At 39.6% G+C, this 25,186-nt stretch carries 19 protein-coding genes, 2 tRNA genes and 1 pseudogene; 6 read left to right on the top strand and 16 right to left on the bottom strand.

The window, feature by feature from the left end:
* Positions 1-83 precede the first annotated feature (83 nt).
* The 11 genes and pseudogenes from GSF08_RS03025 to GSF08_RS03075 form a co-directional block, all read right to left on the bottom strand.
* Positions 84-860 carry a helix-turn-helix domain-containing protein gene (locus GSF08_RS03025; protein WP_003423043.1) on the bottom strand — a complete coding sequence of 259 codons (777 nt, stop codon included), beginning with the start codon at positions 858-860 and terminating at the stop codon, positions 84-86.
* Between the two features lie 203 nt (positions 861-1,063).
* Positions 1,064-1,285: a hypothetical protein gene (locus GSF08_RS03030; protein WP_002323342.1), complete on the bottom strand. Its 222-nt coding sequence runs from the start codon at positions 1,283-1,285 to the stop codon at positions 1,064-1,066.
* Positions 1,286-1,399 (bottom strand): annotated as a pseudogene (locus GSF08_RS03035) (DUF3789 domain-containing protein); the annotation flags it as partial.
* A 33-nt stretch (positions 1,400-1,432) separates the two neighbouring features.
* Complete coding sequence (gene mobT, locus GSF08_RS03040) at positions 1,433-2,629, bottom strand: MobT family relaxase (RefSeq protein ID WP_003423038.1); 1,197 nt, start codon at positions 2,627-2,629, stop codon at positions 1,433-1,435.
* 183 nt (positions 2,630-2,812) lie between these two features.
* Complete coding sequence (locus tag GSF08_RS03045; RefSeq protein ID WP_003423037.1) at positions 2,813-4,207, bottom strand: FtsK/SpoIIIE domain-containing protein; 1,395 nt, start codon at positions 4,205-4,207, stop codon at positions 2,813-2,815.
* A 100-nt stretch (positions 4,208-4,307) separates the two neighbouring features.
* The gene (locus tag GSF08_RS03050) at positions 4,308-4,634 is read right to left on the bottom strand and encodes a hypothetical protein (protein WP_003423033.1); all 327 of its coding nucleotides are present in this window, start codon (positions 4,632-4,634) and stop codon (positions 4,308-4,310) included.
* A 15-nt stretch (positions 4,635-4,649) separates the two neighbouring features.
* Positions 4,650-5,057 (bottom strand): helix-turn-helix domain-containing protein, encoded by a 408-nt coding sequence (locus tag GSF08_RS03055; protein WP_003423032.1) that lies wholly within the window; start codon positions 5,055-5,057, stop codon positions 4,650-4,652.
* 167 nt (positions 5,058-5,224) lie between these two features.
* On the bottom strand, positions 5,225-5,608 hold the full coding sequence (locus GSF08_RS03060) for a YdcP family protein (protein WP_103951361.1): 384 nt from the start codon (positions 5,606-5,608) through the stop codon (positions 5,225-5,227).
* A gap of 15 nt (positions 5,609-5,623) precedes the next feature.
* On the bottom strand, positions 5,624-5,950 hold the full coding sequence (locus tag GSF08_RS03065; protein ID WP_003417601.1) for a YdcP family protein: 327 nt from the start codon (positions 5,948-5,950) through the stop codon (positions 5,624-5,626).
* Positions 5,898-6,170, bottom strand: a complete 273-nt coding sequence (locus tag GSF08_RS03070) for a hypothetical protein (RefSeq protein WP_009269673.1) — start codon at positions 6,168-6,170, stop codon at positions 5,898-5,900. The genes GSF08_RS03065 and GSF08_RS03070 overlap by 53 nt, the downstream gene beginning before the upstream one ends.
* A gap of 12 nt (positions 6,171-6,182) precedes the next feature.
* A complete protein-coding gene (locus GSF08_RS03075; RefSeq protein ID WP_021401955.1) occupies positions 6,183-9,227 on the bottom strand; it encodes an SrtB-anchored collagen-binding adhesin in 3,045 nt (1,014 codons plus the stop codon).
* Between the two features lie 706 nt (positions 9,228-9,933).
* Between GSF08_RS03075 and GSF08_RS03080 the strand changes: the two genes are divergently transcribed.
* Positions 9,934-10,122, top strand: a complete 189-nt coding sequence (locus tag GSF08_RS03080; protein ID WP_257362619.1) for a hypothetical protein — start codon at positions 9,934-9,936, stop codon at positions 10,120-10,122.
* A gap of 75 nt (positions 10,123-10,197) precedes the next feature.
* Here the strand turns inward: GSF08_RS03080 and ant(6) are convergent, their stop codons facing one another.
* Both ant(6) and GSF08_RS03090 read right to left on the bottom strand, forming a co-directional pair.
* The gene (ant(6), locus tag GSF08_RS03085) at positions 10,198-11,070 is read right to left on the bottom strand and encodes an aminoglycoside 6-adenylyltransferase (RefSeq protein ID WP_002582178.1); all 873 of its coding nucleotides are present in this window, start codon (positions 11,068-11,070) and stop codon (positions 10,198-10,200) included.
* 53 nt (positions 11,071-11,123) lie between these two features.
* Positions 11,124-11,891, bottom strand: a complete 768-nt coding sequence (locus GSF08_RS03090) for a nucleoside phosphorylase (RefSeq protein WP_002582179.1) — start codon at positions 11,889-11,891, stop codon at positions 11,124-11,126.
* A gap of 32 nt (positions 11,892-11,923) precedes the next feature.
* On the opposite strand from GSF08_RS03090, the gene GSF08_RS03095 reads away from it, so the two are divergent.
* Both GSF08_RS03095 and GSF08_RS03100 read left to right on the top strand, forming a co-directional pair.
* The gene (locus GSF08_RS03095; protein ID WP_160624364.1) at positions 11,924-17,209 is read left to right on the top strand and encodes an SdrD B-like domain-containing protein; all 5,286 of its coding nucleotides are present in this window, start codon (positions 11,924-11,926) and stop codon (positions 17,207-17,209) included.
* 168 nt (positions 17,210-17,377) lie between these two features.
* Positions 17,378-19,156, top strand: coding sequence for a hypothetical protein (locus GSF08_RS03100; protein ID WP_160624365.1), 1,779 nt, complete (start codon positions 17,378-17,380; stop codon positions 19,154-19,156).
* A 61-nt stretch (positions 19,157-19,217) separates the two neighbouring features.
* Here GSF08_RS03100 and GSF08_RS03105 read toward each other — a convergent pair whose 3' ends face one another.
* A complete protein-coding gene (locus GSF08_RS03105; RefSeq protein ID WP_160624366.1) occupies positions 19,218-20,381 on the bottom strand; it encodes an iron-containing alcohol dehydrogenase in 1,164 nt (387 codons plus the stop codon).
* Positions 20,382-20,517: 136 nt separating this feature from the next.
* Between GSF08_RS03105 and GSF08_RS03110 the strand changes: the two genes are divergently transcribed.
* The 3 genes from GSF08_RS03110 to GSF08_RS03120 all read left to right on the top strand — a co-directional run bounded on the left by GSF08_RS03110 (position 20,518) and on the right by GSF08_RS03120 (position 22,707).
* A tRNA-Leu gene (locus GSF08_RS03110) sits at positions 20,518-20,603 on the top strand.
* Positions 20,604-20,999: 396 nt separating this feature from the next.
* Positions 21,000-22,331 (top strand): glycoside hydrolase family 3 protein, encoded by a 1,332-nt coding sequence (locus tag GSF08_RS03115; RefSeq protein WP_160624367.1) that lies wholly within the window; start codon positions 21,000-21,002, stop codon positions 22,329-22,331.
* 290 nt (positions 22,332-22,621) lie between these two features.
* A tRNA-Leu gene (locus GSF08_RS03120) sits at positions 22,622-22,707 on the top strand.
* A gap of 472 nt (positions 22,708-23,179) precedes the next feature.
* Here the strand turns inward: GSF08_RS03120 and GSF08_RS03125 are convergent.
* Together GSF08_RS03125 and GSF08_RS03130 are read right to left on the bottom strand one after the other, a co-directional pair.
* Complete coding sequence (locus tag GSF08_RS03125; RefSeq protein ID WP_160624368.1) at positions 23,180-23,536, bottom strand: tyrosine-type recombinase/integrase; 357 nt, start codon at positions 23,534-23,536, stop codon at positions 23,180-23,182.
* 492 nt (positions 23,537-24,028) lie between these two features.
* Positions 24,029-24,547, bottom strand: a complete 519-nt coding sequence (locus GSF08_RS03130) for a hypothetical protein (protein ID WP_160624369.1) — start codon at positions 24,545-24,547, stop codon at positions 24,029-24,031.
* Positions 24,548-25,186 lie beyond the last annotated feature (639 nt).

A 25,186-nucleotide genomic window follows, 5' to 3' on the forward strand; every position in this document is an offset into this window, starting at 1 on the left:
TAATCACTCCAATCTGAAATTTTGGTATGAAAAAAGCAGTCAATCATAAGACTAACTGCTTTGTGTGAATATTAAATTATAGCTTATCCTAATCTCTTTTTAATCTTTCTTTTTAGTTTGAAAAAGAAACTCGTTGAATATTGCTCGTTTTTCACTAATAGTTCATAGGTTTCCATAACATTGATTGTATATACAAAACCCAACATTCCAACAGCAAGACCGAAAAATGCAAAGGAATGATATTCTGTCCATGAAATATAGCCTTTCACAGTAAATAGAAAGAAAATTAGTCCTGCTATAAAGAGAACAGTACAAGGAACAGCAACTATTACATATTTTTTCTTTTTTGAAGTGTATTCGCTTTTCAATTCTTTTAGATATTCATAATCAAGTAGTAAAGGTTCTTGCCTTAAAATGTTGTATTCTTGTTTTTCATAAAAAATTGCTACGACAAAAAATATAATTCCTGCCACAAAGCAAAATGCCATACCTAAATAACGCCAAGTCATATTATCTAAAAACAAGGTATATGGTATTCCAGCAAAAATGCAAAGCATAACCCCTAAAGCAAGATAAAGTCCTAATTTTTTCTGATTAGCGATAAACCCTACCGACATTTCCTTGCTTACATAATATCCTCGTTCTTCACTATTCTTTACATTCTTTTCGTCTTTCAAAAGATAATCCGTAGATACTTCAAAAATGTTTGATAATTGTAAAAGCTTTTCTGTTTCTGGAAACCCTTGATTGTTTTCCCATTTACTAATTGCCTGCCTAGTAGTGCCTATTTGTTCAGCTAGTGCTTCTTGCGATATTCCTTTTTCTTTTCTTAACTTGAAGATTTTTTCTCCTAAACTCATTGTGTGATACCTCCTATGATTTGATGAATAAATTTTATCAAGCCATAATGTTATATTCTATATTTTTTGAAATGCACATTAGCAACTTCAAGTTGCAACCTTGTATAATATACAAAATTCATAGATTTTTCTGGTAAGTACAGCGTTTTATGTAATACAACATTCAAATTATAACATTCGCATATCAGTACCACAATAAAATTTTATGCACCGATAATCTTATTGAACAGCTCTAACAATACATCTTTCACACCGCCAGCATTGAATACCAAACCGACAGCAATCAAGGCAACTACCAAGAAGCCGATAAGTTTGGAAAACTCACGCTTGAACCCTAAGTAGATACCGATAACCACAATCGCCATAAGCACTAAGCTCTGTGCGTTACTTAAAAACCATTGATACAAATTTTGTCCGAAATTCATTTAATTGTCCTCGCTTTCTTCTAATTGTTTCATTTTATAGTCAGCTTCTTTGCCGACATTCAAAATACACATCAAGACTATGCCGATACCCATTCCCATAGATACCAGCAGGAAGTCTTTTAATAATACCCACATTTTTCATCACTCCTAAATTTCTACTAAATCTTTTGCAGGGGTCGTCTGCTGTTTGATTATCATTTCATGCTTTTCTGTGAGCTTTGCCTGCTGTTCGATTGTCTCCATGTAATCTGTACCGTTTCCCTTATCAATCTTTTTCAGCATTTTCAAGGTCGGTGCTACCTGCCTTTGTACCCAACGCAATGTACGATCTAAGGTATAAGGTTCTGGCTTTGTCGTCAGTTTCAGACTTTGCCGATTATCGCCGATAAACCAAGCCCAGCGGTCATTGAGTTTCCAGTCATTTTTCCGCTTGTCTGGTTCTTCATCAACAAACCGTACATACTGATTGATGATAGAAAAGGCGGTCTGCTCTGCGTCGTAATACGTCAGCAAATCCCGTACTGCATAATAGGCACGTTCATTTCTAAGCCGTATCTCAAAACGGTTGATAATATCGGCTTCTTCCAGAGGTGTCCCTAACTTGACATACTGCTCATAGTCCTTTTCATAGATACAGAAATATACATCAGATTTCAGCGAACCAAGATAAAGGGTACGTCCCATATATTCTCTGTCGTCCTCGCTGTGCTTGATAAGCTCGCCCGACTGGTAAAACTTATAACTTCTGGACTTTCCGATATATTCCCGTTTTCTGCATTTTTCCGCAAGCTCTGGAATATCCAAAATGCCCGTATGGTCGTTGATAGCAAGGTCGATACGCTTCATCACGCCACCGTCTATGAGTGCGTCCATGAGAAAGTCATACCAGCTTCTTTGCTGTGCCAGCAGGTAACTCTCAAACTGTCGGCAACCACGCCCCTTTAACTCTAAAAGGACACCTTTTTCTTCGTCAGCCGACGTATAGATAAAGATGTCCCCTAAAGAATAATGCTCCGTATAACTGTAATGTCCGTAATCTTCATGGAGCATATAGTTGATATTCAGTTTTAATATATCTTTGATGATGTGCTGTATATCCAGCGTGGGAAAACGAATTTTCACATAATCAAACAGCATGGTAAGCGGTGCTTCTGGATTGAACCTTGCCAGTTCTTTATGCAGAGTTTCCAGAAGTTCCTTTGACGGCTTCATTTTTCCGCTTTCTATCTTGTTGAGATATTCCCTTGTGATACCAGAAGCCACCGCCAGCCTGCCTTGTGAGATACCGTAAGCAATCCGTTTCTCCCGTAATTCTTTTATCCATTGTTCTTCATTCAGAACCATACCCCCAATCTGTCAAGTGTGAAGTTTTTTAAGGCGACTTCACAGCCGATTTTTACTGGGAAATCATGCCAGAAGCCTTATGTTTCCTATGTTTTTCGTCTATTGTCTATTTGCAAACGTACCCCTCTGTTAGATACCGAGGGGTTTTACCTGCTGGCGTGGCTTACGCCACACCAGCAACGGCTAGTCCGTGCCGTCGCCTTTCGCTTCGCACGTCGCCGTCCCGTCCTGCCTTGCTTGTGCAAGAGAGCCGATAGTCTGCAAAAAGTCATGTCCTTTCGGGACTAAAGGCGTGTAAAATTCGCTGATAACGCTTGTTCCCACATCACAATAGCCACGCCCCTTGATACGCTTCTGGAAAAACTGCTTTTTCACATCTGAACCAAACAGCATACCGTAACCTAATTCGCTGATACGCCCAAGTCCCACGCGGAAATTGAAGTTATCTCTGATACCGTCCGAGAAATACTTTGCGTCTGGACGCTGGCAGGCAACGATAAGGAAATATCCTGCTTGCCGTCCTAACATAACGATTTTCTTTAACTGGCTAAGTAAGCCCACGCTTTCTTTTGTCCCCAGCATTTCAAAAAACGCCACATATTCATCAAAGATAAGAAAGCAGGGTGGCAGTCCCAGATAAGCGTAGTTTTCGCCCGTCTTATAGTTCGGGTGTCGCTTCATTTCCTCACTTCGCTGTACCATACCCTCATAAAAGGCATTGACGCAATCAATCATTTTTTCTTTGGTGTGATACACATTTTCCATAACTGTCCCTAAGTCTGCTAAGTCCGCATTTTTCGGGTCTAAGATGTAAAGGACAGCGTTGGTATGCAGTAAGGCTTCAATGAGCGTCAGCAGAAAATAGGTTTTACCGCCACCAGTCCCACCAGCAATCAGAGCGTGAGGGAGTGCGTCATATTCCCAGACAAGATTTTTCATCAATTTAAGACAGCCATTTTCTGCCCGTACTTCATCAATAGTAATGCGGTTCGCTATCATATCATAAAGCAGGGTATATTCGATATAACCGTCATGTAAGGTCTTGTCGGTCAGCTCACAATATAATCCACTTTCCAATTTATCCTCTAACCGTAAAAGCTGGTCTTGATATTTTCCCAGCGTAATTTCACAGCGGATATGAAGCAGTCCCTTTTCCATTTGATAATAAATCTTTGGAAACCAGACGATTTTTTCCCTTGATCTGCTTTGCAGGTCAGTAAAAAAACCGCTGTCTTGTACGGTATCGGCTTCATACCACTTATTTTCCAGTATCATTCTCGCCAGCTTTTGACGGTGCAGGAGCTTCTTGAAACTGTCGTAACAGAAGCGGTAATACAGAAAAGCGACCAATGCACAAACACCAGTCGCTATCAGTATGGTTATGAAGTTGTAAGGGGAAAGCGTCAAGCCGTTCTCTAACAAGCTGAAATGCTCCCAGTCGGTACGCATGAGCTGTTTGATATTCAGTAGCAGGAGAACCGCCACGAATAAAAACAGAAGCGTCCCTATGGAAAAATGGTAGACAAGGTGCTTGTCGCTGGCTCTGATACGGTGTCCTCTATTCCAAATCTTACGCATAAATCATTCACTCCTTTCTGGGTACGAAAAAAGCAGTCAATCATATAGACTAACTGCTTTGTAAATGTTGCAAGATATAATCATAAATCTGCATTTTTAGTTATATTAAGGTCGCACATATAATGCCAATTACACCAATAGCCAAAAATAACAGTCCAATACCTGCTGATTTTTTACGTTTTTCTAATTCTTTTGAGTTGCTTTCACTCATATTTACAATAGGGTATTTTCTTCTTCCGATTAGATACATAAGCAAACCACTTGAATTATTCCCACTCATTGTAAATACTCCCCAAAATTTAGGGTGCTTTAATCCTCTGGCTGTTGCGTCTATAACAGTCATATGATAAATCTGAAACACAACACAAAACGCTCCTACAAGTGCAACTGCTCCACAAATTACCGCTAAAACTATGTTCAAATTCATAACAAAATATCCTCCTTAAAATTTTTTGATTATCTGGTAAAGTAATGCTGATGAAGTGATAACCATAAGACAAAATATTCCAACTAAGAAATAACGGTTATCTGGTATAAACATATTTAATGCTATCAGCAATGCTACGACAATGATATTTACAATAATTGCCCATATCATTTTTTGGTTGCTTTTTACAACATTTGTACTTTCTTCTAAATGTTCAATCATTTTTTCATCACCCTTTAGCAATTCGTCAAGACTTATAGAATATAGGTTGCTCAACTCTATTACATTGATAATGTCTGGGTAAGATTTTTCATTTTCCCAGTTTGAAATTGTCTGCCTTGATACATTGATTTTTTCTGCAACATTTTCTTGTGTCATTCCAGACTGTACTCGTGCATTTTTAAGTTTCTTACCTATTTCCATATTCCGATTGCTCCTTTCGGTGTCATTGTCATATATTAACCCTCAAATGTCTATCCAATATCTTCGACAAATCCTTTTTTTCCTTGTCAAAATTATTTTACATAGCTTAAATACGGCTCTTTTGGCTCATTATACTGTAATTTCAGAGTATAATCTATGACCTAGATTTATTTTTTCGTCTGTCCCTGCGGTACATGGTTCTGTGGATTGCCTGCGTTCTGATTGCCTTTATTCTTCAACACAATATCCTCTGCCTTTACATACCAGTCCACATCTGCACCACCAAACGTCTTTCTTGATACCGTATCGGCTACGGGATTGACAAGCTCTACAACTGCATTGTACGGAAATTCCCTTAACGGCACTTCTGGCGGTACGGACACGGGGATAATTCCACCATGCAGACTACATTTCAAGTCATAGATACGCTTTTTAAGCTGGGTACTCGGTGTCCCGTCCTCATTCTGTAAGAAAACATCACGCACCGCTGTAAATTTTAATTCTCCAAATGTTTTCTCTTTGTCAATAACAAAACCGTTTGATAATCTCATAAATTCTTCACTCCTTTACTTTTCTTCAACTGCTACAATATCATCAGCAACTAATACATAATCGGTATGTCCCATATCCCCGATTGCGTAACCTCTGCCGTACAACTTCGGATTGACAAGTTTTACTTTCTGTTCATACTTGAACTTCTTTTCGCCAGCCTGCACGGGAATTTCCACTACAACATTTTCGCCTTTCTGTACGTCAGAATAAAGGTTATAGCTTCGTCTGGCTAAGACCCTGCGGTTATTTTTATCTCTTTCAAAGATAGGCTCGCTTTCTCCTGCAAATTCAAGAGTTCCAAAAGACTGTGCCATATCTGGCACGACATATTTCATTTCCATAATGTTTTACCTCGTTTCTTTCTATTTTGATAAATTGATTGTAATTTCTTATTCTGGCGGTTTGGGAAGTACCAGCAATCCCCCAGATAGTAAAGGGTAAAATCAATGCTTCGCACCCTTGACTATCCGTGTTCTTGCAGGTTGGTGGCAGACAAGCCAGAATAAGCAAAAGTCTGCCGTTTGACAGCTTCGGCGGAGAGCGTGATTTTTCTTTCATCATACCGTTACCGCCTTATGATTTCTTCATTTTACGGCGTTTGTAAAGATATGTTCCAGCCAGTCCACCAGCAGACGCAAGCAACATCACAAGAAATGCCATTACATTTGTACTGTCGCCCGTTTTGGGACTGTCGCTCGGTCTGCTCGGCTTTTCTGGTATCTGTGGTGTTTCGGGTTTCTCTGGTTCTTCTGGCTTTTCCTTAAAGGTAATCGTCTGTCCCTTATCCTCAATATCCTTATGCTCGGTAACTTTCTTCGGCTCGTCTGGATTGCTTAAATCGTACAATTCTTCAAAAGTTACAAGCTGTTTACCGTCAAGAGAAGTAGCGTCAAACGTAAAAGCAACTTCCACTTTCATAGTTTCGCTGTCAGCAGTAAACGTATAATCATTTTCCACACATTTTCCATTGATAAGAAGTTCTGCATTTTCTTCTTTCAACATCTGCCAGCCCACAAGTTTGTACTGTGTACCAACTTCTAAGCCCTCTAAGGTTACGGTATCAATGATTGTAACGTTTTTTCCAGCTTCAAGCTCTTTGTTGCCGTCCTTATTCGTAGCAGTCGTATGAATTTTGATGATACGCTCTGTGATTAAAACGGTCTGCCCGTCGTCCTCAATGTCTTTGTGTTCCGCAACTTTCACGGGTTCGTCTGGATTGCTCAAATCATACAATTCTTCAAAGGTAACAAGGTTCTTGCCACCTAAAGCAGACGCATTGAATGTATAGGCAATTTCCACTTTCATTTCTTCCTCATCAGCGACAAAGGTATAATCATTTTCTGCACGTTTCCCGTCAATGATAAGCTCGGCGTTTTCCTCTTTTAACATCTGCCAGCCTTTGAGCTGATATTTTGTGCCTTTTGTAAGTCCGTCTAATTTGACAGTATCAACAATCGTAATCTCTTTTCCTGCAAGGATAGTCTTTTCGCCGTCCTTGCTGGTCGCTGTGGTATGGATAGAGATTTCTTTTTCGTATTCATCAGTCAGCGTTCCTAAATCAATCAAAAGATTATTTCTTGATACCACGATTTCAAAAGGTGGGATAAGTTCAAAGCCTTTGTTGCTTTCAGAGCGTAATTCCTCAATGACGTAAGTATCGTAAGGTAACGCACCTTTGCTGTCGTCTGGTTCAGAAGTTCCAAACCACACACCGTCCTCGCTGGTCTTGCCTGCGTTGGTATTGTGCTTATGAGAAGCCCAGTCAGCAGAAGTGGAGAACTGCCCGTTATTGTCAGTTACCACGATATGACTTTCTCCTGTCGTCTTGCTTGTGATCCTAAAGGGAACATCAGCAAGACGCTTGTGTGTGCCTGCACCGATTTTTACACCCTCAATATCTCCACGCTTAATCTGATTATAGATAGAATGGGCTTTGTCGGTTAAGTCCACGATTTTTCCATTTTCTGTGATTGTAAAATCAATCGGCTTTGCACCGTCAGTTAAGTAACCGTCGGGAGCTTCACTCTCAACAATACGGAATTTTCCATAAGGTAAGAGGTCAGCAGAAGTAGAAGCGACACCCTCAATATCGGTACGAATTGTCTTTACCACTTCATTTTTCTTGTATAGCTTGCCCTCAACCAAAACAGAATTATCATTTAAGGAAATGATGTCAAAAGCAGTATCTTTCAAGGTTGCACTTCCTTGTGGCTTCATATCGCCCGTTTCTAAATCTCGCTTCTGAATTTTCACACCGCCACGGATAACCTTGTCTGATACGGAAAACTGGTTACTTCCAGATAATACGGCAAGGTCGTCGTCCTCGGTAATCTGTGTTACATATAAGCCCTTTATCTGTTCGGACTTATCGCCAGCCTGCATATATGCACCCTCTAACAAGTAGCCGTTTGGAGCTTTTGTTTCTTCTATGGTTAGTGTCCCAAGTGGAAGAACGGCTTTTCCGTCTTGCATATAGAAGCTGTCGCCAGACACCTTGTATGCGTCCGCTAATTTTGTGATGTAATGAGTTGTCCCGTAGCTGTCTGTTTCAGCGATTGTCTTTGTAACCCATGTTCGAGTAGCTTCGGCAGGGAGATTGTCTTTGTTATAGAAGCCAGCATAATACTTCCATGTAAATTCCGCACCTGCTAAAGAAGCGTTCCCTTGCGGATTGTCTTTCTTTGTTTCCATATCTATCTTGAAAAGCTCAATCAAAGTGTCCGTTACTTTTGGCGTATCAGATACGTTCAAAGTCGCCGTCTTTCCAGCTTCAATCTTTAAGGAATATACAGTTTTATCTACTTTATATCCTGCTGGTGCGGATAATTCCTTGATATAGACTGTGCCTGCTTTTACCTCTGCAACATCTGTATTTCCGTTTTCATCAGTCGTAAGGGTGGCAAGCTGTTTCGTGCAGTCCTTATCAGTAAAGACACCATAGGTCGCACCAGCGATTGAGTAATTCCCGTTACCGTCTGTAATGCTGGCATTACTGGAAGTCTTTTTAAGTTTCGCATTTCCAACATTCAGCTTCGCCCAGAATTGCCCCAATTCCTGCCCCTCGCCAGAGTAGATATAACCGCCACATTCATAGCGTCCTTTATTTTCTTTGACAAAGGTTCTTGCACCAGAGAAAACTTCGTCCTGCGTTGCCTTTGGAATTTCATCATAAGAAGCTCGCACGTTATCGCATTGCCAGCCAAGATGTACGCTCAATCTCTGCCAGACTACACATTGTTCCAACAGATAGACTTGCTTGTAGTTCAGTTCCTTGTGAGCTTCGCCATACTGTTTGACATACTCTAAGGATAACGCCACATCTGAAATCTGGTTGGCATTCATGCGTGAGCTTGCGTCAGCTCTGGTCTTGTAGCCATTCCTAAAATCTGTGTTAATGTCGATACAATAGGCTGTTTTGCCCTCAACTTTCATCATGCCCTCATTGAATGTCGAGCCGATAGAACCGTCATTCATTACTTTTTCAATGATACCGACACGCTCTGCACTTTCTGTCCAGTATTGCTTACTTTCTGCATGAACGGGTGTAGTCGGTAAAGCAGTAACGATAGTTGCAAGAGCTAAGAAGCCCGTACACAATCGTTTCAATGTCTTTTTCATAAATTTTAATACTCCTTTCATTTTTGGTATAAAAATAGACGCTCATTTCTGAACGTCTATAACATACGAGTATCTTGATTTCTAGTGATAAATGATTTATAGTTTGTTTGTAATGTTTTCTGATAAATTAAAGCTTTAAATTAGCCTTTGTTGCTAACAACCTGCTAACACTCTACGGTGTATGAGGGTACACCAGAGAGTATCAACAATTAAACATAACAAGCACTTATGCTTTAATTTACGGCATTAAACGCTCCCAAGAGGATAATCGAACTTCTAGCTACCACGGTTCGCAGAGAACTCCTAAGCGGTAGGTCGGGTGTTCGAATCACCTCGGGAACGCCAAAAACTCCGCCGGAAAACCCAGTAAAATCAAGGGTTTCCGGCGTTTTTTCATTTTTACGGAAAAAGTGAAAAATCGTAAAATTCACAGATTTTCATTAGCAAAATCTCCGTCAGCTAATGGAAATTAGGACGAATGTCGTCCGCCTTTCAGGTGAACGACTTGCTAATAAAAATTAGCAGGATTTTCGCTATTTTGCTAATGAAAATGCCCTCTCTGCTAATGGCAGAAAAATTCGAGCAAAATTCCTGCTAATGAATAAGGCGTTCGTTACCCTGTTAATTCGTTCATTTAGGGGTGGTCAAGCGACAATCGCACACTACTTCTATGCCATTTCTTATTATATAATTGCGGTAACAGGAGGTGGTTGTTTTGAAAGAACAAAAATATCATTTATACCTTTCCAAGGACGAATACAGCGAAGTGCTGCAATCACTTATCCGTTTGAAGAACAGCCTGATAGCACAAGGCAGATACACGGACGCAGCAGATGATATTCTTTGCAAGGTGCTTTCAGCCAAGAAAAGAAAGTTCAAAATCAAATATATCTGAACACGAATAAAGACCGCCTACACTTTTGTAAGCGGTCTTTGCTAATTTAGAGTAAGTTAGACAAATATGAATTTGTCAATACCTATTACCATAAAGATATTTATTTGAAATTCTCTTTTGTGTTTCCAAATATTTTGTAACGTTTTCATCATAATCAGGATAATTATAACCAAGTGAATCTGCCACTTTTTTAGATATTTTTTTGAACAAACATAGACACAAATCAAACGATTTCCACATTTCTTCATACGAACTCATTGAATATGTATTTAGTAAGTTATCCCACAATTCTTTTGAAATATGCTTATCTAAAAATTTATAGTTTTTACCCAAACTGAAATTAAATCCTTTTTCAGTACCGACATACCAACTAATCATCCTAAGAAGCTCATGACGTAATACTTCATTCATATGGTCTATTGCAAATAGTATTTCACCACGAAGTAAGCCCTTGGATACATATGTTGCAACATTCCAAAATTCGTTACAACAGTCATCAAACTTTCTTTCTGTTGGACACTTAATGTAATAATCTTCATCTGTGGGAACTATTTCTGTTTTAATCATATTATCTTTATCTAACATGATTTTTACAAGTTTATCGCGAGTAAGATACTCCTCAAGCATTGAAACAGGTAACAAAGTTAAATCAATCTTTACACCATCATCAAAAAGCATTATATAAGAAAATCCTTTTTCTTCTGGAGGAAATAATTCCATATCTTCAGGTTTTTGCATCATAATTCTGTTACCAAAAACACTAAGCCAGTCATCGCTTTTCAAAAATTCTCCCATATCTATAACAAAAAAAGTAATATCATAATCTTGAAGATTGTCTTTTGGTATATTAACATTAGTGCGAGACCCCTCAAGAGTTACAATTCTAATTCTCTCATCTTGAAAAGCAAAATTCAAAACTAAATCGTATATTTCTTTTTCAGTCCTCATTTCATTCACCTCAATAAAATTATATCACAAAAAAAGATTGATTCTAACTGTTCTTATAATTTGATAACCGCATCAAGGCAGAGCGTAAGTGCATATTCGTATGCATTACCGCCCCAGTTTCTTTCGTCGTATTTGTCAACATCTGCAAGACTGTCTGCGGTATAAAGTATCATACCCCAGGTTGCCCCTCTGAAATCAGCACAGGCCGCCAGAGCAGAACATTCCATTTCTACAACTGCACAGCCTTCACTTTTGCGATAAGCCACCTTTTCTTTGGTTTCACGGAAAAATCCATCCGTTGACCAGGTTATAACCTCCTGATATTTCATACTATGCTCAAGAATGGTTTCTTCAATTGCTTTTCTTGCCTTCTCGCTGATTTCCACAAATCGAGAAGGGGGCGCATAGTGATAAGATGTTCCCTCATCACGCAGAGCCTTGTTTGGTACGAGGAATGTACTTTCGGGGAACTTTTCCAGAGCACCGCAACTACCTGCCGAGATTACCTCTCTTACACCATAACCAATCAGCCAATCAAGTATCTGTGTGGCTGCTGCCGCACCAACGGGTGCTTGACAAAGCACAATGTCCTCACCCTTGTATTTGGTGATGTAAATGGGATAATGCTTCGTTGCACTCTCAAAAGTGGATACCTGTTTGGTATCACTTTTACTGGCATATTCATCTATGTAAGCACCAAGAAATGCGAACACACATTTCTTGGGTAAGTTCAAACCAAGATTTTCATGAGTGGGATTAAGAACTGCTGTCTGCTCTGTATCAAACTCCAAAATCGGTATTTCGTTTTTAATAATAGCCATACTATCTCTCCGTCAAATTCATATTTACGAAAATGACAATTGATACAGATCATCCGATCGCAATGGATGAGACAAGTGTCGTGAAGGCAACATTCCAGTTACAGAAGCGAAATGATTCAGGAAACTTTGTGGATGTAGCAGGATATGAAGCCTTCCATCCAAGTAAAAACGGCAGTTTTGAATCGGGCATGCTGGAGCCGGGAGCTTATCAGCTGATCGAAACCGCAGCACCGGACAGCTATCAGCGATTAACCGCTCCGATACCGTTCACGATTACGGCTAAACAGATTACCACTGTTGCGAATCATGAAAGCGGCAAGATCATCAACCAAGCGCTGGGGAATGTTGAAATTACCAAATACAGCGATGCGCATGTATATGATAAAACCGGTGCGCAGCAGACCTTGGCTAGCGTTACATTCTCCCTTTATAAAGGTGACCATACGCAAATTTCTGCGGATACTCTCGTTGCTTCTTTGAAGACAAATGAGCATGGAATTGCTTTATGGAAGAATTTGGAGCCAGGCATTTACACAGTAAAGGAAACAAACGGATTGACTGGTTTTGCGCAGAATGACGCTTACTATGAAGTAACAGTTCTCAGTAAACAGTCTGAAGTTAAAACCTATACGCCGGATCGAACCGATGATCCTGCTTATATCAGCGGCGGTCAGATTTATAATGAGTCCACTATGGGGAAACTCGTTATTCATAAGACGGACACTGCAGGAAAACCGTTAAAGAATGCAGTCTTTCATGTGTATGCCTATGATGAACATGGAAAGCCAAAAAATATTCCGGAGGAAGTTATCACAACAAATGCGGATGGTTACGGCTTCAGTAAGCTGCTGGCAGCCAGCAAGAGCGGTACTGCCTATCTGGTTCGGGAAGTAGAGGCTCCAAGCGGCTATTCATTGGATGAACAATATGAAATGCTCGAGAAAGTTGTTACGGTAAAACCACTTCAAAGTACGGATATTATTATAGCCAATAATGAGCAGTATGGTGATACGGATAATTATATCGCTTTCAAAAATACGTTGAAGAACAATTATGAACAATATAAATTCAAGGTAGATAAAGGTATCCTATCGGTATCCGGATCGCGCAGCGTGAACGGTGAAGATAAGCAGATGTATGCCCATGAATATGATAAAGCATCTTCTGTTGACGAGCAGGATACGATGAGTCTGCTGGAAAGCGACAGCAAGGTTGCGTTTAAGATCTTCGGCTTTGCCGACGGACAAAATAAGATCGATGCTGAGAATGTGATTGTTACAGATGATAACATCAAAATGCAGTATCTTAAAGACAGCCTGTATGTGGATGAAGCAATGACTAAAGATGCATATGCTATTTCATCTATTACAATTCACCGCGCTTATATCGGCGGTTCAGATGCCCCTGTTCATGCCGAGATCCAGTATCAGACATACGGACAGTCCAGCACGGTTTGGACTTCTTTGAAAACCATTCACGATGTTCAAAATTTATCTGCTGCCGGTGAAACGGTTGATGTGTCTGCCTTGTCAGATAAAATAGTTCATTTCCGGGTTATCTATTCCGGAACAAAAGCGAATTTCTATTCTGACGGAATTGATTTCAAGGCGGTATTCAAACAGCGTGCATCTGATGCGTCCGCTCATGAAATCCGCCGCATCACCAACGCTGCTGATGTGCAGTATCAATTTAATGTAAAGGATGAAACCGGAAATGTTGTTTCAGAAACATTAGATCAGCAGCAAACAAAGACTGTTGAGGTGCGGTATCCGCTGTTACAGACGAGCCGTCCAAAAGTGGATATTGATATTTCGGTCGATAATGACAAGGCGGGAACAAAAACCTTTAATCCGGGGGATCAGGTTTTATATACGCTGAAGGCAAGCAATACGTCGTATAATGCTGCACAGCTGTTTGATTCTCCGATTGTGAGCTTTGATCTGCCGGTTGGACTAAGCTTGGATGACGTATATCCGAGTCAATCGAGTCCGTATTTGGTCATGATCGGTAAAAATCCAAGTGAAGGAAAAACGATTGATCTGAAGAATGTTCGGATCGTTGAATCAAATACGGCCGCAAAAGAAATTAATGATGCAGGAGAGGTTGTTACTACGTCTAAGACGACAAAGAAGATTACGATGTTCTTTGACGGATTAACGATTGAACCGGGGATGAACTTATTTGTTCGATTCTCCACGCATATATCACGAGGCAGTAATTCGGTCAATAATTTGATCGCGCCTTCTTATTTAAGCAGTTCACAAACGGTTCCGCAGTCAGTTGAAAATCCTTATGGCAATTCATTTGACGCAACCTCCATGGGTGGGGCGATGGTAAATGATGAAGATCTTGATAAAATCATTGACGGTACTTCCGGACCGATAACTTCATCAGTACCGCGCTATGTATTTGCTCATGATGCGATCAGCGTCAGCGAAATCAATAATCTGTCCATTTATAAGGAAGCAAAAGGACAGTCAGATAAGGAATATAAAGGTTCCGGACAGGCAGCTACCACCGTGCCAAACGGAAGCATGGATTATCGTATTGTTGTTAAAAACGGTTCTACTTCAACAAATAAAGTAACCAAAGCAAGAGTTTTGGATATCCTGCCTTTTGCCGGAGATACTTTGGTGAATCGAAGCAATTTGAACGGAACCCCCACAGACCGCGGCACCTCTATTGTGAAGCGGCCGATCTTGAAAAAGGACGGGGTTAAGGTCTATGATCATGACGGAATAGAAATTCCTTCTCAATATGTAACGATTTATTATTGTGTTGATCCGATTGAAACATGGACCGCCGCAAATCGCAGCGCGGCACAGCGTGAATTGGATCTGCCAATGATTTACGGTACGATGGAAAGCGGAGCATGGACCAGCGGCAACCGTAATTGGGTAACGGATCTTAGCGGATATACGATGGATCAGGTTACCGCGATTGGGGCAGAAGTGGACTTCCAAGCTATGAAGCTTGCCGAGGGTTCTGACTTTACTATCCATATCGGTATGACTGCACCAAACTTCACAACGGATGAAATTGACGATATCACTGATAAATTTTATTTTAATTCCGCAATGTGTGCGGTTCTGCGCGACGGACATGATGCCGGTGAAGCAATCAGTGATGATAATCGTACTGAAAATGATCCGGTTAAGATGAAAGTAAATCTGCCGAAAGGCTCGATTGGTGACTACGCATTTGTCGATCGCAACAATGATGGTCTTCAGGATGCGGGTGATGTGGCCCTGTCAGGTGTTGGTGTGACCCTGTATACGTATCGAAAGGGTATTGATGATGCTGTACCGGTACTCATCGGGACAAAGAAAACGACAACCGATCAGTCCGGTTATTATCTCTTTGATAATTTGGACTGCAACAACCCGCTGGAGGGCAGAAGTAAAGATTCTGATGATCCAAATGATTTTGTGGGTAAAGTCATCTATAGTTATAAATTGGAATTTGAATCACCGGTGGATGAATCTGTGTATTCCTATAAACCAACCTTACAGTATGCGGGAAGCAAGGCATATCCAGCAGCTGATTCCAATATTGACAGCGATGGCTTGACTGATTTTGTTCGATTGACGGTTACCAAAGAAGCCGATGGAAATCTGCTTGGTGAAGATGATCCAACGATTGATGCCGGTTTTGTCAGCCTTGGCGCGCTGGGAGACTATGTGTGGATCGATGATAATCGTAACGGTATTCAAGATGCGGATGAAAAGGGAATCGAGGGTGTAACCGTTAATCTGCTTGAGAAAAAGGACGGAATTCTGCGCTATAAGAAATCCGTGACTACGGATAAAGATGGATTCTATATATTTAAAGAGCTGCCGGCCGGTGAGTATGTGGTTGAATTTGATATAACTTCGGTCTCCAGCACCGGCTATTCACGCTATGAATTTACAAAGTATGTCGATAATGTGAATGCTGCTGATGTTAATTCGGACGCTAAAAACATGGTGCCTGCCACCGATGATCAGGTCGCTCGCACCGATGTGATCAAGCTGGAGGATCGCGGTATTGATATGTCCATTGATGCCGGATTGACGTATTACAGCGCATTGAGCGGCCGCACCTTTGAGGATCGCAATTTCGATGATCTGAACAATAATGCGGCTGCGGATATTCCGCTGTTAAAGACAAAAGTGGAGCTGTATCGGGTCGTCAGCGGGATTCGCGAGAAAGATCCATACATGTCGCAGCCGGTAAAGGATGACGGAACCTATGTGTTTGATAAACTGCTTCCTGGCACGTATCAGGTACGTTTCATTTTTCCGCAGGGGTATGATATTGTAAAAGGAAATATCGGTTTTGATGATACCATAGACAGTGATATTACCTATGTTGAAGACAGCGGAGAAAGCGGCTTTACCGATGTGATCGCTGTAAAGGGCAACAGCATCGAAAAGTATTGGGACGGCGGAGCACGACGTTACAGCAGTCTTGGAGATTATGTCTGGAATGACAGCAACAAGGACGGACTTCAGGATTTGGATGAACAGCCAATTGCCAATGTACGCGTGTATCTGCAAAGACAAGCTCCTGGTGAGGACTTCTGGACTGTACAAAGCGAAACCATGACAGATAAATACGGACGGTATCGTTTTGACCATTTAGAAGGAAGTACCTATACCGGAATTAAATATCGTATTTTCTTTGATCTGACACCATTTACTCAGCTTACGATTCCGCGAAACGGAGATGCCGAGCTTGATTCGAATGCACTGCCTACCTATATGGCGGGATGGGGCTTCCCAACGGATATCATCAAGCTTGGCTATGCTAGTGAAGATATGAGCTGGGATGCTGGCATTATTGAGACCTCGGGCAGTATAGGAGATTATGTTTGGTTTGATACCAACCGCAATGGCATTCAAGATGAAGCCGGCACCGGTATCGGCAATGTCTTGGTCGTGCTGGAGCACAGTGAAGATGAGAATTTAAACGACAGCAGCTGGGTAAAAGTTGGTGAAACCTATACCAATGCATCAGGCTATTATCGTTTTGATGGATTGGCCGAAGGCTATTACCGTGTAAAATTCTACCTGCCGAATTCTTATGTAACGACTCCGAATCAGGGAACGGATATAGAAAGGGATTCTGACGGTATCCGAAGAATTCAGGATTGGTCGGTAACGCGTCCGTTCTATCTGTCTGAGGGCGGATATGACATGAGCTGGGACTGCGGTATTTATGATGGTAATCCTAGTATAAAAACCGGAGATACGACCAATACTCAACTATATATAATGCTGATGATGTTTTCCATGGGTTCTGTTGTATATCTATGGAGACGCAGAAAAATGATTTAATAAGATTATGAAAAGAGACTTTAGCAGATTTGCCAAAGTCTCTTTTTTGTATGTTAAAAGGTTTCATGATAGAAAAAGTTTTTTAAAAATAATCTGTCGTGTGACAAGCATGTGACAGTCCTGTAATAAGATAGGGGTGTAAAAGGAATTGTAAGCGGAGGTTGTATTATGAAAAAGAAAATGGGAAAGATTCTCTCGGGAATCGTATTATCATTCACAATATTGTTAGCAGGAACTGCTTTCAATATTCATGCAGAAGACAATATGAGTTTGCAGACTCCGATTTCACTAACAACCTCAGTTGCTGATAATGCCGATACACGGGCATTTATTATTACCAATAATACAAATGAAAATTTATCAGCGGTTCGCTATTGGGGATCAAACTCCAGCAGTGCATATGCTAATACTGTCGCTGTTGCGGCGGGAAGTAACGTGCGGGTTACCGTACCGGCCGCAGCCGGTCTTTCTCTCATCGCGGAATACGACGGCTACCGTACTTCGATAAAGGCTTATGATGCATACAATATGCCGGTTTATTATCTCATCAACAATAACGTTGTAGCGACATATTCAGTAGTGAACAGCGGCAGCGGTACCAGCTATACTGCTCCACTGACTTATATGTTTCATAATGAAAGCTATTCTGTTTCCGGAAACAATTATAAGGAAGTTCCGTTTGGGACAAAGAGCCTTTCTTTCAATTACGAAAAAATAAATATGCCAGTCAAAACAAGTACAGTTATATATGTTGATCAAAATAATGTTCGGTTGACAGAGAAGACTTTTACTGTAACAGAGAAAGACGGCGGTCATTTTCAGCCGGATGCGGCAATTCGGATAAACGGAAAAGATTATAAGTTAATGAGCGGTCAGGCTGCTGCTTTAAACCCTACGTATGCAGAAGGCGGTAAGAGCTACACATATCGGTATATGCTTCAGGATGACAGTATTCAGCGTGCTTACAATATTACCGTTCAGTACCTGTATAACAATGTCGTATTAGAAACAAATATAGTAAGCGTATACCCGGGACAATCAGTATCTTATGATACCAGCGACTCGGTAGTAGCAAATAAGACGGAATATCGCCGCAGTGCAGGAGAAGCAAAAACGATCCAGCATGAATATGACAATGCAACGCGGCTTTATAAAGTTAAGTACGAAAAAGTAAAAGTAAATGAACCTTATGATATTACAGTGAATTACGTAAATTTAGAAAATGGTAAAGTTTTAGAAACACATAAAACTACTGTCGATGTGAATAAGACCATTCATTATGATGTTAAGAATTCTTTTGATAAGGATAATGAAACATATATTTTATCTGGAAGTCAATCGAAAACAGTAACACATACATTCGGTCAAGATCAGACCGTGTATAATGTATATTACAATCTTAAAGGTAAAGAAGTAACCAGCTATGATGTAAAAATTATTTATTTTGATATTACAAAGAACACGGTTTTATCTTCAAAAACCGTTAAAGCTGAATTGAATAAAGCATTGCTGATCAACGTTCCGAGCACTTACGAAAAAGGAAATAACAAATATGTGCTTTTGGGCGGACAGAACACGAGCAATACGCATGACTTCTATTCACGTACAAGAACCCATATCTACTTCTATCGTGATGTAAACGACACAGCTAATGCGGAAACAGTTGTGCAGCCGGGTGTCAACGGCACGGTTGTCGTCGGAGCGAATCAGATAATCAATGTTGATGAACAAGGAAATGCAGTTATCCGGACTGAAGATGGGGATTTAACAATCAATGATGAAAATGAAGTCGTCAAAGATAATGAGACACCATTATCCAAAGGAAAGAAAACTACAAAGAAGGACAGCTTCCCAATGATGTATGTATATACAGGAGTCGGTTTTCTGATTCTTGCCGGAATCCTTGTATTCTTCTTTATGAAAAAACGCAAAAAAGAAAAAGCATAAAGTAAATAAAAAACGGTTCACTTAGAACCGTTTCAGACTGTTGACTAAGTTGACAGTCTTTTTAAACCAGAGAATTTTGAAAGATCGTCAATACATCATCCTTATTGAGCGGGACATAGGCATTGGACAGGGAAGCGGCGGCTTTCTCAGCCATCAATGCCAGCTTTTCCTCGCCGATACCGACTTCTTTTAGGGTAGAAGCGATACCTAAAGAATTGAAAAATTCTCGAGTAGCAAGGATTGATTTTTCCGCAATTTCCTTTTTCGGAAGATTTTTATCAATATTCCAAACATTTATCCCATACTCAACAAACTTATCAAGCGTCTCCTCTTTTAAAATGTAGCTCATCCAATTAGGGGTCAGAATTGCTAAGCCGACTCCGTGAGTAATATCGTAGTAAGCACTCAATTCATGTTCCATCGGATGTACGGTCCAGCTTTGGGACTTGCCGTATTTGAGAAGTCCATTGATTGCCCAGCTGCTGGCCCACATGAGATTGGCACGCGCTTCATAATTTTCCGGTTCCTTCCATGCGATCGGGCCATAGTGAATGCAGGTTTTTAACAGCGCTTCCGCAAATCGGTCTACAAGATATGTGCCGGGAGTACTTTGAAAGTAGCATTCCATGATATGTGACATAATATCTGCAGTCCCGGCAGCAGTTTGATAAGGAGAAACGGAATACGTATAGGTCGGGTCTTCAAAAGCATAACGAGGTGCCATATCCGGATGTCCTACTCCAATTTTATCGTGAGTTTCCAGATTGGATATAACTGCACCGTGATCCATTTCACTGCCGGTTGCTGAAAGTGTCAAAACGGCGATGATCGGCAGTACGTTTTTTATCTTCTTTTTATCAAGGACGATATCCCAAGCATCCCCTTCATAATCCACACTGGAAGCAATTACTTTGGCACAATCGATTGTACTGCCGCCGCCTACGGCCAAAACGACATCAATCTTGTGTTCGCGGCAGAGTCGAACCCCCTCATTAACCGATGTTACACGCGGATTAGGCTCAATATCGCACAACTCAAACAGTTCAATCTGATGGTCCTTACAAAGCCGGATGATTTCATCATAGAGTCCGATCTTTTTGATGCTTCCTGAGCCATAGCAAAGCAGTACGCGGCTGCCATATTCTTTGATAGCTTCTGGGAGATGCGCAATCTGTCCTTCTCCAAAATAAACCTTGGTTGGAATGTCATATAAAAAATTTTCCATGTATAAATCCTCCCTTTCATTTCCTTTATTATACTCTGTTTCCCAATGAGCGCGAAACATGTTTTTATCAGAATCAGTTTTTTTGAAAAAGAGTAGATTATTTCCTTAAAATATTGTATGATAATTAGGCATTCACGCAGACGTGGTGGAATGGCAGACACGCTACTTTGAGGGGGTAGTGGGCGTATGCTCGTGTGAGTTCAAGTCTCATCGTCTGCACCATTTGTAAATAAAGTCCGAAAATATCGGACTTTTTTGTATGCTTTTCACCTAGCTTACCGAGCTTATACAGCAGATCAAATTCTCTTGGAAAATGAATTTTCTGTCGAACTGACTTTTTCGGGAATTTCTAAATGTACGCTGTTGGAAATACTGCTTGCTGGTTCATGGCGGATGATATATATGTATAGTTCATATGCAGATATTTCAATGGATCATAATTTTCTGTGATTAGCATCAGTATAAAAAGTATATAAATTAAAAGATTAAATGAGATATGTGCAGTGCAGATTACCTGCGAGATCTGTTATTGATTCCAATATAATAAGTAATAATTATTTATTTATTAATAACGATAAATATTATATAATAAAAATAAATAAAGGATGTTGGATCAATATGAAAAATAAACTTATCGTTATCGTGACATGCCTATTGCTCATAAGCGGGTGCGAAAAGACCGAAAGCGGTCAAAAAAATTCTGAACCTAAAATACATAAATCAACAGGAACAGTAGTTCAGATCGATGAATACTCAGTAACCATAGCGCTGTCTGGAAAAACGAAGATGTCTGTTTTTGATACACGTGATGTGATTATGGATATGGGCGCCTATGAGTACAATACCGGTATTCAGGTTAAGATTACGTATATTATGAGAAAAGGAAAGAAGATAGCTAAGAAAATGAAACTGCTGAAGCCATCAGAAGAAATGCTTGTAAATAAAAAAATAATCATGCTGATAGACCAGATGTCATTGGAAGAAAAAGTAGGCCAGTTATTTTTTGTCCGCTGCCCGCAAAATAATGCTATTGAAAACCTAGAGCGTTATCATATCGGCGGCTATGTTTTATTTGGAAGAGATTTTGCTAATCAAAGTCCGGCATCTGCTTCTGCGATGACTGCAAGCTATCAAGCTCATTCGAAAATTCCTCTATTTATCGGAGTTGATGAAGAAGGTGGAACGGTTAATCGAATATCGATTCATCCCAGTTTTCGGGCAGTGCCGTTTCATTCACCGCAGAGTTTATATGCTGAAGGCGGATTCGATTTGGTAACAAGTGATACAAAAGAAAAAGACACGCTGCTGAAAAGCCTCGGTGTGAATGTTAATTTTGCCCCGGTCAGCGATCTTTCGATGAATCCTGAGGATTTTATTTATGATCGGGCATTTGGACAAAATGCCAATATGACGGGCGAATATGTCAAAACGGTAATTACTCAAATGAGCACAGATAAGGTAGGCTCGGTACTTAAACATTTTCCTGGCTATGGCAATAACGCGGATACGCATGTTGGATTTGCCGTTGATCGGCGAAGTATAGAGACATATCAAAAAGAAGACCTTATCCCCTTTATTAAGGGCATCGAATCTGGCGCAGACAGCGTATTGGTCAATCATGTGCTTGTAACCAGTATGGATGCTGATACTCCTGCATCCCTTTCCGCATCGGTTCATCAGCTGCTGCGCAGTCAGTTAAAGTTTAAAGGAGTTATCATGACGGATGACCTAGCCATGGATGCTGTACGGGCAGCATATGGCGATGAAGCAGCGGCGATCAAAGCGGTGCAGGCTGGCAATGACATTATCCTAAGTACCTATTTTGAAGTCCAAATACCTGCGGTCGTGCAGGCTGTGCAGAATGGACAAATTTCAGAAACCGATATCGATCAATCTCTGATTCGGATTCTAAAATGGAAGTATAAACTGAATCTGCTTACGTTAAATTAATTAAATATCCGTGTAGGGAATAACTGATCTAACTTATCGGGGAATAAGAATTAAAGATAATGCAGTTGTGTATAAGGTAAATTGCCGAGAGAATGAACAAGTCTAAGATTGAAAGCCGCTCAAGAAAATAAATAAAAAATTGCTTATATAGGGGATATTTTAGGTCATAAAATAACGTATTTATCCATAAAACTTTTGAATATTATAGAAAATTATATTTCACAAAAAATTAAAATTTGTAGTAGACGAACAGATAAAAATGTAGTATCATATATAGGCAATCAAAAAATGCAGAAGTGGTGGAACGGCAGACACGCTGTCTTCAGGCGGCAGTGCGAGCGATCGCGTGAGAGTTCAAATCTCTTCTTCTGCACCATTTGTTAAATAAGCCCTATTCAAAGGGCTTTTTTAATGTTTGGTTATAATTTAGAACAATTTTGGAACATTTTTTGGTAATATGATAATTGATCGTCAATTAGTATAATAATTTGTTTCTCATTTTATTTAAATAAATGTGCATATATTTTAAAATCATTTCTACGGTGTCTCCCACGCGTTGAGCAACGGCGAGTAATTTATACCATTTTTGATTAAATACGAAATGTGATTATGTCTAAGGCCGTGAGGGCTTAATTTTGTAATGCCCGCTTTCTCCGCCTAACCTTTCATCGTACGATCAACTGTTGAGTAGGGGAGTGGCTTATTAATATCAAAAACAAATGAATCTACTGTGAAGCCGTCAACTACCATAATCTGTTCGTTCCATTGTGTTAACATATCTGCTAGTATTTTGGGTATGGAAATCGTTCGTATACTTCTTTTTGATTTCGGTGCAGTTATTTTATACTTTAAACCTTTTTTCTGTCCTGCTTGCTTAATTTATTTGTAATTGTTTTAGTTACTTTAAGAGTTTTCTTATTGAAATCTATATCATTCCAGTTTAATGTAAACGCTTCACCGCGACGCAATCCAGTAAAATAAAATAGAGAATATAATGCCTTATATTGAAAATCATCCGCTAACTTTATGAATTTAAAATATTCATCAAGTGTCCAACATTTCATCTTTATTTGTTGATCATCAAAGGGTTTAATGGAAACTAATTTATCAACTATTGCGCAAACATTTATTCCAGCATCACGATTGATCAGGTAAGAACTGCCCTGCTCAGATGAGAGTAGGAGTACCATACAGTTGACAGACATTTAAGAACAAGGTTGCTGCTCATTTAGGATAAAAACCGCAAACGACACCTTCCGGTAAGTTTCGCATGATTAATCAGAATCATGTTTACTAACCGGGAGATCTTGCTGCATACCCTAACATTACGCGGTGAGGGAAGTAATTGGGAGCGATAAGAAAGGTTTCAGCAATGGAGCAATTGCTTTCTATGAGTTAGTCTGCGGCCGGCCAGTATTCAATCAGAACTGGATCGATGCCATTCCGTGTGATGGAGTGAATGGTTATGGTGCAAACGTTGGAGATCAGATCTTTAAGCCAGGCGAACGCTTCTGAATCAATGGAGACTTCAAAGTTCTAGAGACTTATCCTGAAACACGAAGCAATCCAAATGGTGCTATCCGAATTCATATCGGACAGAAGGATGTTGTTTTGGATGCGGCTCCTGCGTATTACGTATATTATGAATAAGAAAATCCCCTTATCTCTTAATTGAGATAGGGGGATTTTTCATGTTACTAAATTTCTTCTTTAAATGGAAGGATTGAATTTAAACATGACCAATTTTGATTTGGATTAGCTCGATAACACTGTTGACCTGAAGAAGTAGTATATCCTATGACATATCTTCTATCAGATATTACTTTAGTAAGACGACGCTTTGATGTGTGGTTAACCTTCACGAAGTCTTCTACAGCTTGCAATCCTCCAGCAACAAAATCAGCCGGTGTGTGATTTGTTTTCCACTTCACAATTCCATCAATTATCCAGCATACTACTATACCGGCGATGAATACCGCTACTCCACTGGCCGATCTTGGTGTAGCATCGAATACTTCTAAATGATTATCACGCAACTGAACGTAATTACTATTTGGAGAATATATTATTTCAGATAGCTGTGCTGTTTCTTCATTAGATGCTGGTTTCACTTCGATTTTGTCTATAGCCTTAACATTAGTTACACTTGAAATAAACATCATACATATACCTATAAATAAAGATAGAATAAATTTACTCTTTTCTATTTTAATCATATTAATTACACTCCTTTTTAAAATATCAATTCAAAAAGTACGCCTCCTACAATAAAACCTAATAAAAACAGTAGAATATATTTTGTTTTTTTAGACATAATCTCTCCTTTCTTACAACCTCAATGGTTTATAACATTGAGATTTGTATACTGAATTTCCATTTATTAAATTCTATAAAAAGCTTCATAAATTCATCTTCTTTCTATTGTATGCAACTTACCTAACAAAATGATAGCGCTTTCATATATAGAATGTTACCTCTATATAGCTAATTTATAAAACTTATCTATGTATAGTTTATGATCAACTACACATGGTTATAAATAAACTTTGGGTAATTAAAATGAGATTTTGCAACATTGTATCTTAAAAAAATTGATATAATATGGATGTTTCAACTTGTTCAGTGAAACTATAGTTGTTAATAGGAGATGGTTTGTAATTTTAGAAAAATATGAATATTAGATCATAATATAATAATTGGATAATGTTTTAAGAGAAATTAAAGATACGATGACACCTAGTGATTATGTTAGAAAAAATATGTCAAATCTTTATCGGATTTAACGAAAAGAAATACTATTTCTTACTACTCTGCCTTTTTAAATCAAAATAATGTAGGGAGGAGGATATATTTTT

Source organism: Copranaerobaculum intestinale (assembly GCF_009831105.1).
In the GTDB taxonomy this organism is placed as follows: domain Bacteria; phylum Bacillota_I; class Bacilli_A; order Erysipelotrichales; family Erysipelotrichaceae; genus Copranaerobaculum; species Copranaerobaculum intestinale.

What these genes read in the sequence shown, in the direction of transcription:
- GSF08_RS03025 (WP_003423043.1), bottom strand. Translation starts at nt 860, where the DNA reads ATGAGTTTAGGAGAAAAAATCTTCAAGTTAAGAAAAGAAAAAGGAATA.
- GSF08_RS03030 (WP_002323342.1), bottom strand. Translation starts at nt 1,285, where the DNA reads ATGAATTTCGGACAAAATTTGTATCAATGGTTTTTAAGTAACGCACAG.
- mobT (WP_003423038.1), bottom strand. Translation starts at nt 2,629, where the DNA reads ATGGTTCTGAATGAAGAACAATGGATAAAAGAATTACGGGAGAAACGG.
- GSF08_RS03045 (WP_003423037.1), bottom strand. Translation starts at nt 4,207, where the DNA reads ATGCGTAAGATTTGGAATAGAGGACACCGTATCAGAGCCAGCGACAAG.
- GSF08_RS03050 (WP_003423033.1), bottom strand. Translation starts at nt 4,634, where the DNA reads ATGAATTTGAACATAGTTTTAGCGGTAATTTGTGGAGCAGTTGCACTT.
- GSF08_RS03055 (WP_003423032.1), bottom strand. Translation starts at nt 5,057, where the DNA reads ATGGAAATAGGTAAGAAACTTAAAAATGCACGAGTACAGTCTGGAATG.
- GSF08_RS03060 (WP_103951361.1), bottom strand. Translation starts at nt 5,608, where the DNA reads ATGAGATTATCAAACGGTTTTGTTATTGACAAAGAGAAAACATTTGGA.
- GSF08_RS03065 (WP_003417601.1), bottom strand. Translation starts at nt 5,950, where the DNA reads ATGGAAATGAAATATGTCGTGCCAGATATGGCACAGTCTTTTGGAACT.
- GSF08_RS03070 (WP_009269673.1), bottom strand. Translation starts at nt 6,170, where the DNA reads ATGATGAAAGAAAAATCACGCTCTCCGCCGAAGCTGTCAAACGGCAGA.
- GSF08_RS03075 (WP_021401955.1), bottom strand. Translation starts at nt 9,227, where the DNA reads ATGAAAAAGACATTGAAACGATTGTGTACGGGCTTCTTAGCTCTTGCA.
- GSF08_RS03090 (WP_002582179.1), bottom strand. Translation starts at nt 11,891, where the DNA reads ATGGCTATTATTAAAAACGAAATACCGATTTTGGAGTTTGATACAGAG.
- GSF08_RS03095 (WP_160624364.1), top strand. Translation starts at nt 11,924, where the DNA reads ATGACAATTGATACAGATCATCCGATCGCAATGGATGAGACAAGTGTC.
- GSF08_RS03100 (WP_160624365.1), top strand. Translation starts at nt 17,378, where the DNA reads ATGAAAAAGAAAATGGGAAAGATTCTCTCGGGAATCGTATTATCATTC.
- GSF08_RS03105 (WP_160624366.1), bottom strand. Translation starts at nt 20,381, where the DNA reads ATGGAAAATTTTTTATATGACATTCCAACCAAGGTTTATTTTGGAGAA.
- GSF08_RS03115 (WP_160624367.1), top strand. Translation starts at nt 21,000, where the DNA reads ATGAAAAATAAACTTATCGTTATCGTGACATGCCTATTGCTCATAAGC.
- GSF08_RS03125 (WP_160624368.1), bottom strand. Translation starts at nt 23,536, where the DNA reads ATGTCTGTCAACTGTATGGTACTCCTACTCTCATCTGAGCAGGGCAGT.
- GSF08_RS03130 (WP_160624369.1), bottom strand. Translation starts at nt 24,547, where the DNA reads ATGATTAAAATAGAAAAGAGTAAATTTATTCTATCTTTATTTATAGGT.